Origin of the sequence: Spirillospora sp. NPDC048823, from assembly GCF_043198445.1 — a bacterium.
Classification (GTDB): domain Bacteria; phylum Actinomycetota; class Actinomycetes; order Streptosporangiales; family Streptosporangiaceae; genus Spirillospora.
Genome location: NZ_JBICUT010000034.1, coordinates 1 through 7,917 on the forward strand (window position 1 = coordinate 1; position 7,917 = coordinate 7,917).

Here is a 7,917-nt window from a genome sequence, read left to right on the forward strand (position 1 = left end):
GGCTTCGGCGAGGGCGTCCAGCCCGGCGGCGATCGCGCCCCGCGAGATCAGGACGCCCTTGGGGGCACCGGTCGTCCCGCTCGTGTAGAGGATCAGCGCGGTCGCGGCGGCGTCCACCGGGGCGTGCCCGCTTCCGTTGCGAGGGAGCGCATCGACGGGAATCAGCGGCGGTTCCCCGTCTGTCGGTTCCACCTCGCCCGCTGCCAGCAGGAGGCTCGCGCCCGAGTCGCCGAGGATGTGGGCGCGTTCGGCGGGGCCCGAGTCGGGCGGCAGCGGCACCACCGGGACGCCCGCGAGGACGCCGCCTGCGACGGCCGCGACCGTCTCCAGCGTCGCCGTGGCATGGACCGCGACGGCTCCGGCGCCCCGGAGCTCCGCGGCGACGGCGGACGCCCAGCCGAGCAGTTCGTCGCGCGCCAGGTCCCGTCCGGCGACCCGCACCGGGCCACCCGACTCGCCGAGTAGGTCCATCACTCGCCCCTCTCCACGACGTTCTCCCTCCGGGGACCGGCACCTGGAAGTATGCCGTCCGTGCCGGACGCAACCGTGACCTACCCCGCGCTCGCCGCGCGCCTGCTCACCCTGCCGCCGTCCTGCGGCCCGGTGCGCCTGGTCGCGGTGGACGGCCCGAGCGGCGCGGGGAAGTCCACGTTCAGCGACCACCTGGCCGCCGTCCTCGCCGGAGCGCCGATCATCCGCTCGGACGATTTCAGCGTGCCGTGGGACGCCGACCCCCTCACCTGGTGGCGCCCCCTGCGTGAGACGGTCCTCGGCCCCCTCCGCGACGGCCGTCCCGCCGTCCTGCGCCGCTACGACTGGCACCACGACCGCTACGGCCCGCAGGAGGAGATCCCTCCCGCCCCCGTCCTCATCGTCGAAGGCGTCGGCGCGGCCTGGGCGGAGTCACCGGCCGCCTACCGCATCTGGATCGACGCGCCCCACGACCTCCGCCGCGCCCGCACCCTCGACCGCGACGGCCCCGAATACGCCGAAGCCTGGGACGCCTGGGCCGCGCGCGAATCGACCCACCTCACCGAGGACGGGACCCGCGCCCGCTGCGACCTCCGGGTAGACGGCACCACCTTCACCCAGCACCGCTTCAGGACACCCGGGTGATCCTCGCGAGGGTGACCACGATGGAAACGATGTGCGTCGTCGGACGGCGTCGGATAGCGTGCGGGCCATGTCGAGCCCTGAGGCATCCAAGGTGGGGGCTTTCGGTCACGCCGTCAGCCCCCTCAACCACTGAGTTCGCAGTTCCTGCCGTCCCGCCGCCTTCCGCGGCCGGACGAGCGCGCCTTGGGCGCTGACCGCGGTGACGAGACGTCCTCTCGTGCTTCTCCTCACCTCGGAGCCACTCGATGCCTCTCGCTCTCTATCTGCTCGCCATGGCGGTCTTCGCCATGGGCACCTCCGAATTCATGCTCGCCGGCCTCCTGCCGGACATCGCCTCAGACCTCGGCGTCACGGTCGGGACGGCAGGCACACTCACCTCGGCCTTCGCGATCGGAATGGTCGCCGGCGCCCCGCTCATGGCCGGCCTCGCCCGCAACTGGCCCGCACGAGCGAGCCTCCTCGGCTTCGTCCTCGTGTTCGCGGCGACCCACGTCGTAGGGGCGACCACCACGAGCTTCACGGTCCTGCTCGCCACCCGGGTCGTGGCGGCCCTCACGAACGCGGGCTTCCTCGCCGTCGCCCTGACCACCGCCGCCGCGCTCGTCTCCGCCGGCGACAAGGGACGCGCGCTGGCCGTCCTGCTGTCGGGCACGACCGTGGCCACGGTCGCCGGCGTCCCCGGCGGCTCGGTCCTCGGCACTCTGCTCGGGTGGCGCGCCGCGTTCTGGGCCGTCGCCGCCCTCTGCCTGCCCGCGGCCATCGCCGTCCTCAAGGGAATCCCACCGCGGCCGGAGCGGGCGGACAAGGCCGGCGGCGCCCTGCGGCCGGAACTCGCGCAACTGGGAAGCCCCCGATTGATCCTGGTCATGCTGCTCGGCGCACTGGTGAACGCGGCGACGTTCGGAAGCTTCACCTTCCTCGCCCCGGTCGTGACCGGCTCCGCCGGCCTGGGCGAGCTGTGGGTCTCGGTCGCCCTGGTGCTCTTCGGCGCCGGTTCCTTCACCGGCGTCACCGTCGCCGGACGACTGTCGGACCAGCGTCCCGGCCTGGTCATCGCGGTAGGCGGCCCGCTGCTGCTCATCGGCTGGGTGGCCCTGGCCGTCCTGGCGGGAATTCCGCTCGCCCTGCTCCCCCTCGTGTTCGTCCAGGGCGCCCTGTCATTCGCGCTGGGCAGCACCCTGATCACACGGGTCCTCTATGAGTCGGCGGGAGCCCCCACCATGGCCGGCTCGTACGCGACCGCCGCCCTCAACGTGGGCGCCGCGGTGGGCCCGCTGATCGCCGCGACCACCCTCACCACCCCGCTCGGCAACCACGGCCCGCTCTGGACGAGCGCCCTCCTGGTCCTGACGGCCCTGCTACTCACCCTCTCCTTCCGCAGGATGCTCGCGGCGGGTGCACCGGCCGCCCCACCAGTGAGGACGAGTTCCCGGGCCCGGTGAGCAGAACCTCGGGGCCGGCAGACCTGAAACGATCACATCTGGTGAAAACGGGCGTCGCTGTGTGATCGGCGTCAGTACTTTTGGCGCTATGAGCGTTGAGGGTCGGCTTTCCCAGGGGATCGGTCCCGCGGCGGTGGTCGCGCTGCCGCAGGCGGCGGCCGAGGACGATGATCAGGGCGCGTCATTGTGGTGTGCGCGGCTGGGGCAGTTCGGAATGGTCGAAGCCGCCGCGCGGCACTTCCGCCCGGCGGCCGAGGCAGGTGATCTCGCCTCGGTCAAATGCATGGTGTGGCTCGCCTGGGAGGCGGGCCACGACGGCGACGCCAGGATGTGGCTCGGGCACGCCGCCCAGGCCGGTGACCCGTGGTCGATGTTCGAACTGGGACGGTCCGTCCCGGAGGACGAGGCGGAGCGGTGGTACCACCGGGCCGCCGAGGCGGGCCACGCGACGGCGATGAACAACCTGGGGTCGCGCCTCAGCCGTGCCGGTCACCGCGAGGAGGCGATGGACTGGTACCTGCGCGCGGCCGAGGCCGGCGTCGGCATCGCGATGAACAACGTGGCCGTCCAGTACGTCACGCGGGGGAACCACGCGGACGCCGCGCTCTGGTTCCGGCGGGCGGCCGACACCGGCAACGTCGACGGGATGGCCAACCTCGGACGCCTGAAGCAGGAGGCGGGCGAGCTTCAGGACGCCGAGACCTGGCTCACCGCCGCGGCCGGGCAGGGACACGAGGGCGCCATGGAGCGGCTGGCCGCCCTGATGGCGGAGACGGGCCGCGCGGACGAGGCCGAGGCCTGGCGCGCACGGACCCGCTGATGACGATCGACATGGATCGCGGCGGCGTCGCGATGGGCGACGATGCCCTTCCCCGTCGGTGCGAGGCTGAGCGGTGAAGGGGGCGACGGTGCGTCGTTCCGTGTCGAAGGAGGCCGCCGAGGCGGGGCTGGGCGGCGTCCGGCGGGTGCACCGGCAGCACCGGGGCCGGCCCGACTGGGGTGAGCTGGCGCCCTGGATCTTCGGCTTCGCCATGGCGGAGGGGGTGGTCGCCGCCTTCGACTGGCGCTACACCCTTCTGCTGCCCGTGCTGGTGTACCTCGGCCTGGCCTGCTGGGCCTACCTCGTTCCGTTCTCCGGGGCCGACGGGCGGCGGCACTGGTTCGCGGTCTGCGAGGGCGGTCTGCTGGTGTGGTCGCGAGGGGACGTGCCCGCCATCGCCATCCCATGGGATGCGCTGACGACGCCGGAGCGGGGCGCCAAAGGGGCGGTCGTGCGGCTGTCGTGGATGGAGGGCACCGAAGAACGGTCCATGTTCGTCGGCCCGGTCACCGCCCGAAGGGATCTGGCCAGGACCCTGGAAAAGCCGGGGCCGGTGCGGGCGTCGCCGCGGCCCCGGCTGGTGATCGGCGCGGGGGGGCGTGGCGGTGCTGGCCCTGGTGTGGTGGATCGTGCAGCCCTGGGTCGTCCCCGCCGTCCTCGGTGAGCGCCCCGAGCGGCTGCAGGACCTCGCGCGCCTCTGCTGGCAGCAGGACCGGCCCTTCGAGCGGGCCGCGAAGTACGAGGGAGGGGGCCCGCACCCGCTGGTGTTCTTCCGTGAAAGCGCGGGGCCTCCCGAACTCGCGACCACGGGTGACGGGGATCGGCGGCCGGCCCCGGACCAGGTGGAGCTGGTGGCGTGCAGCCACCCGGCGGGACGTGTGTCCGACAAGCCGATCAAGGTCTGCCTTTACGAGGGCGGCCTGCGCACCGAGACCTACCAGGGGCGCCGCAGCCTCGACATCTACGAGGCGAGCACCGGCCGCAGGATCGCCGGCCAGATGATGGACGGCCAGAACCAGAAGACGGGGTGTCCTCCCTACCAGGTCGTCTACGGCAACGACCCTGACCCCGGGCCCCGCCAGGGTGACACCGCTCCCCCGCTGAGCGACTACGAGGCCGTGCTGCGTCCCTTCCTCACCGGCGCGGCTCACCGCGCGTCGTCAGGCGGCAAGGTTTCAGGGCGGTCTGATTCGCGCCGGGTGAGCACCAAGGGGCCGTCCTCGGTGACGGCCACCGTGTGCTCGGAGTGGGCCGTGCGCGAGCCGTCGGCCGAGGGATGGTCCAGCCGTCGGGGTCGTAGACGATCCGGTCGGTCGTGCGGGCGAGCCAGCATCGCGCCCGTCGTCACCCGTCCTGTCGGCGGCGGAGTTGACGCAGGCCCTCCTCGGCCCGAAGCGCCGCCTCCTCGGCCCGGCGCGCGATCTCAGCCGACGTCTCCTCGGCGGCCTTCCGCGCGTCGCCGCTCAGCCGCTCGGCCGCCCGATCGGCCTCCGCCTGCCGGGCGCCCATCCGCTCGGCCATTTCACGCCGTGCGGCCTCCACCCGGGCGACCTCCCGATCGAGTGCCGCTGCGCGCCGGGCCTCGTGCTGCTCGGCCCTCCAGTCCGGATTCCGCGCCTCCCGCTCGCCCCTTCGACGCTTGACGACAACGTAAGCGAACGAGATGCCGAGAACGATGCCGAGCATCGCCGCTACGGGCAGCCACCAGGCCAGCTCCACATCGCACCGCCGGGGGTGTGCACGAATCGAACGCCTTACGGCGATCGTTTCACGGTCCGGATGCCGTCCAGCAGCGCGGCGAATTCGGCCACAGTCAAGGTGAGGTGTCCTCCGTCCGGGTCTTTCGAGTCACGCATCCCGATCCCAACGCCCGGCGCAAGTCGTCCCAGCTCAACGCACTGATGGTCATTGGTGCCACCGCTATGGCTGCTCGTCCGCCAATGAACGATCATGAGTACTGCTCCAAATGGTGCTCGACGAGGGCGCGCGAGGCGTCTTCGGGGAGGGCCTTCGCACCGATACGTTCGAACCTAGTCGAAAAGTCCCTCACCTCGATGGGGCTCTCGATCAAGCGTCCGCCGTGTTGGGCACCGGCGTAGGCGACGTCCCGCTCCTCCAGGCAGATCACCTGGAACGGCCCGTCGAATCCCTGGTGAGCGCCAGCCGCAGTCGGCACGATCCGCATGATGACGTTCTGGTGGCTCGCCATGTCGAGCAGGTGCTCCAGTTGGTGCTTCATGATCTCGGGACCACCGATGGGAGACGCCAGAACGCTCTCGTCCACGAGCACCCACAGTATGGGCGCGTCCGAGCGTTCCAGGATCAAGGCCTGCCGCTCCACACGCATGGCGATCCCGGCCTCGATGTCCGTGGTCGTCTCCGTCTCCAGGAGCGCGCGGATGTACCCCTCGGTCTGGAACGGCCGAGGTATCGCCTTCCCGTGGTAGGTCTTGATCGCCGTGGACCGCTTCTCGTACTCCATGCACTGGCGCGCCCAGTCCGGATCATGGGCCATTCGGGCAAACCAGAGAATGAGCTGAAAAAGCAGACCCGTCCCGTAGTGCCGGTCCAGCATTCGCATTTGATCATCCTGAGGACGGCGCCTGCCTGCCTCCAGGTTGGAAACAGTGGACCGCGCAGCCCCCATGATCTCGCCGCACTGGGTGAGCGACAGGCCGGCCTTCTCCCGCATGAAACGCATGAAGAAGGCCAGGAAGTGCCACATCGAGATCCGAGGGTCCAGGGGCTCGCGAACGGGGGGCATCGCGTCTCCTTAGTGGTCCGCGCCGTAAGTTCCTCGGGGGTCAGGCTGCGGTTGGCAGAGCAGGCTGATGTTGGTGCTGGGTTTCGTGCTCGGCTTCTTCGTGCTGCTGGATTCGGGCCAGTAGGTTCTGCAGGTCGGCCCGGGTGAACTTCCAGTTGAAGGGCCGGGCGGTCTGGTTGTAGCGGTGCTCGAAGGCGGTCAGCCGGTCTTGGACCTGGTCCAGGTCGGTGAAGTCGTTGGGAGCCAGGACCTTGCGCTGGAGGATGGAGAAGTAGATCTCCACCTGGTTCAGCCACGAGGCGTGCACCGGTGTGTGGACCATGACCGTGTTCGGGTATCGCCTGGTCAGCCGGTCGATCGCGGCCTGGCCGCGGTGGGAGGAGCCGTTGTCGACGATCCAGAACACCCGGCGGGCCGAGGCGCAGGGTTGGCGGGTCATGACCTCGTCGACCAAGTCGGTGAACGGGTCGATCCCGGTGGTCTCGCTGCATAGTCCGATGACTTGGGCGTGGTGGACGTCGTAGGCGGCCAGATAGGCCAGTGCGCCGCCGCGGTCGTATTCGTGCTCGACGCGCATGGTGCGCGAGGTGCCCGGCGGCAGGGTGGGATGGCAGCGGCAGCGCGCCTGGATCGAGGTCTTCTCATCGGAGGAGATCACATACTCGTCGTCGCCGAGCCGGACGCCGTCGAAGACTCGGGCGTACAGGTCCAGCACACGACCGGCCTTGACGGCGAAGGCCGGGTCGCGGATGAACAGCCAGGACCGGTGCTGCCAGGGCTTGAGCGCGTCGGCGGCCAGGATGCGGCGCACGGTGGAGGCCGACATCGCCGGTGCGACGCCCCGGGCCACGACCTGATCGGCCAGGTCACCACAGCTCCAGCGTGACAGCGGGATCCCGGTCTCGGCCGGCAGTTGGCAGGCCAGCGCCTTGACCTCGGCGACCTGGGCCGGGGTGAAACGTGCCGGCCGCCCGGACCGGGGCCGGTCGGCCAGGCCCGCCGCGCCCTGGTCGCCATACCGGCCGCGCCAGAGCCGGGCGGTGTCGACGCCGATGCCCCGACGACGGGCGATCTGGGCGTTGGAGCAGCCATTGGCGGCGTCCAGCACGATCTGGGCCCTGACCACGTGCTGGTGAGCAGCGGTGCGGGAAGAGGCGAGCTTGGTCAGCCGACGCCGTTCGGGGCCGGTCAAGGTGATCTGGCGAGCATGAGAGGCGGGCACCGCAGAGCCTTCTGGACAAGATCGTGAACAGGGAGATCCGATCTTGTCCGCCCGTGCCCGGCACCCACGCAGGACACGCCGCAGCAGGCAAGATGGCCACATGCCGCCTGCGATTCCTGCCTCGACCAAGACTTCACTGGCCCAGCGGCTGCGCTCGCACGCCCGCCAGCACTGGCCCCAACTGCGTGACCTGCACATCCACTACCACGGCCAGTTCGCCTACGTCGAAGGAGAACGACCCGACGGTCACCGGCAGCCCCTCATCCGGCTCCGCTACGGCGGATCGGCCTCAACCTGGGGATTCGGCCTCTACCTGGCCAGCAGCGGGAAATACCAGAACCAGATCCTGCCCAACGGCATGACCGCGGGCACCCCACAAGAAGCTCTCGACTGCGCCTGCGGCCTCTACCTCGGCAACTGACCGCACTCAACCCCCGAGGAACTTACGGCGCAGACCACTAAGGCGCGAGGTCGGTCAGGCGGGTCTTGACGACCTTGCCCATGGCGTTGCGGGGCAGGGAGCCGACCAGGTGCACCACGCGTGGCCGCTTGT

The 7,917-nt window shown here is 70.8% G+C and carries 10 protein-coding genes; 5 read left to right on the forward strand and 5 right to left on the reverse strand.

The features are described 5' to 3' along the window. A partial coding sequence (locus ACGFK0_RS37390; RefSeq protein WP_392913481.1) for an AMP-binding protein occupies positions 1-471 on the reverse strand: 471 nt, incomplete at its 3' end. Positions 472-522: 51 nt separating this feature from the next. On the opposite strand from ACGFK0_RS37390, the gene ACGFK0_RS37395 reads away from it, so the two are divergent. The 4 genes from ACGFK0_RS37395 to ACGFK0_RS37410 all read left to right on the forward strand — a co-directional run bounded on the left by ACGFK0_RS37395 (position 523) and on the right by ACGFK0_RS37410 (position 4,042). Beyond that, on the forward strand, positions 523-1,116 hold the full coding sequence (locus ACGFK0_RS37395) for a uridine kinase (RefSeq protein ID WP_392913463.1): 594 nt from the start codon (positions 523-525) through the stop codon (positions 1,114-1,116). 245 nt (positions 1,117-1,361) lie between these two features. Then, positions 1,362-2,558, forward strand: coding sequence for a Cmx/CmrA family chloramphenicol efflux MFS transporter (locus ACGFK0_RS37400; RefSeq protein WP_392913465.1), 1,197 nt, complete (start codon positions 1,362-1,364; stop codon positions 2,556-2,558). An 88-nt stretch (positions 2,559-2,646) separates the two neighbouring features. After that, positions 2,647-3,378 (forward strand): tetratricopeptide repeat protein, encoded by a 732-nt coding sequence (locus tag ACGFK0_RS37405; protein WP_392913467.1) that lies wholly within the window; start codon positions 2,647-2,649, stop codon positions 3,376-3,378. Positions 3,379-3,466: 88 nt separating this feature from the next. After that, complete coding sequence (locus tag ACGFK0_RS37410) at positions 3,467-4,042, forward strand: hypothetical protein (protein WP_392913469.1); 576 nt, start codon at positions 3,467-3,469, stop codon at positions 4,040-4,042. A gap of 680 nt (positions 4,043-4,722) precedes the next feature. Here ACGFK0_RS37410 and ACGFK0_RS37415 read toward each other — a convergent pair. From ACGFK0_RS37415 to ACGFK0_RS37430, 4 genes are read right to left on the reverse strand one after another with little or no spacing between them, the layout of a single operon-like run. Next, a complete protein-coding gene (locus ACGFK0_RS37415; protein WP_392913471.1) occupies positions 4,723-5,097 on the reverse strand; it encodes a hypothetical protein in 375 nt (124 codons plus the stop codon). A 35-nt stretch (positions 5,098-5,132) separates the two neighbouring features. Then, positions 5,133-5,330, reverse strand: coding sequence for a DUF397 domain-containing protein (locus ACGFK0_RS37420; RefSeq protein WP_392913473.1), 198 nt, complete (start codon positions 5,328-5,330; stop codon positions 5,133-5,135). Beyond that, positions 5,327-6,142: a helix-turn-helix transcriptional regulator gene (locus tag ACGFK0_RS37425; RefSeq protein ID WP_392913475.1), complete on the reverse strand. Its 816-nt coding sequence runs from the start codon at positions 6,140-6,142 to the stop codon at positions 5,327-5,329. Before ACGFK0_RS37425 ends, ACGFK0_RS37420 begins: the two co-directional genes overlap by 4 nt. Positions 6,143-6,182: 40 nt before the next feature. Then, positions 6,183-7,364: an IS630 family transposase gene (locus ACGFK0_RS37430; protein ID WP_392913477.1), complete on the reverse strand. Its 1,182-nt coding sequence runs from the start codon at positions 7,362-7,364 to the stop codon at positions 6,183-6,185. 100 nt (positions 7,365-7,464) lie between these two features. On the opposite strand from ACGFK0_RS37430, the gene ACGFK0_RS37435 reads away from it, so the two are divergent. Beyond that, on the forward strand, positions 7,465-7,785 hold the full coding sequence (locus ACGFK0_RS37435; protein WP_392913479.1) for a hypothetical protein: 321 nt from the start codon (positions 7,465-7,467) through the stop codon (positions 7,783-7,785). Positions 7,786-7,917 lie beyond the last annotated feature (132 nt).

Excerpts from the sequence above, each read along its gene's own strand:
- ACGFK0_RS37395 (WP_392913463.1), top strand. The coding sequence starts at position 523 with ATGCCGTCCGTGCCGGACGCAACCGTGACCTACCCCGCGCTCGCCGCG.
- ACGFK0_RS37400 (WP_392913465.1), top strand. The coding sequence starts at position 1,362 with ATGCCTCTCGCTCTCTATCTGCTCGCCATGGCGGTCTTCGCCATGGGC.
- ACGFK0_RS37405 (WP_392913467.1), top strand. The coding sequence starts at position 2,647 with ATGAGCGTTGAGGGTCGGCTTTCCCAGGGGATCGGTCCCGCGGCGGTG.
- ACGFK0_RS37420 (WP_392913473.1), bottom strand. The coding sequence starts at position 5,330 with ATGATCGTTCATTGGCGGACGAGCAGCCATAGCGGTGGCACCAATGAC.
- ACGFK0_RS37425 (WP_392913475.1), bottom strand. The coding sequence starts at position 6,142 with ATGCCCCCCGTTCGCGAGCCCCTGGACCCTCGGATCTCGATGTGGCAC.
- ACGFK0_RS37435 (WP_392913479.1), top strand. The coding sequence starts at position 7,465 with ATGCCGCCTGCGATTCCTGCCTCGACCAAGACTTCACTGGCCCAGCGG.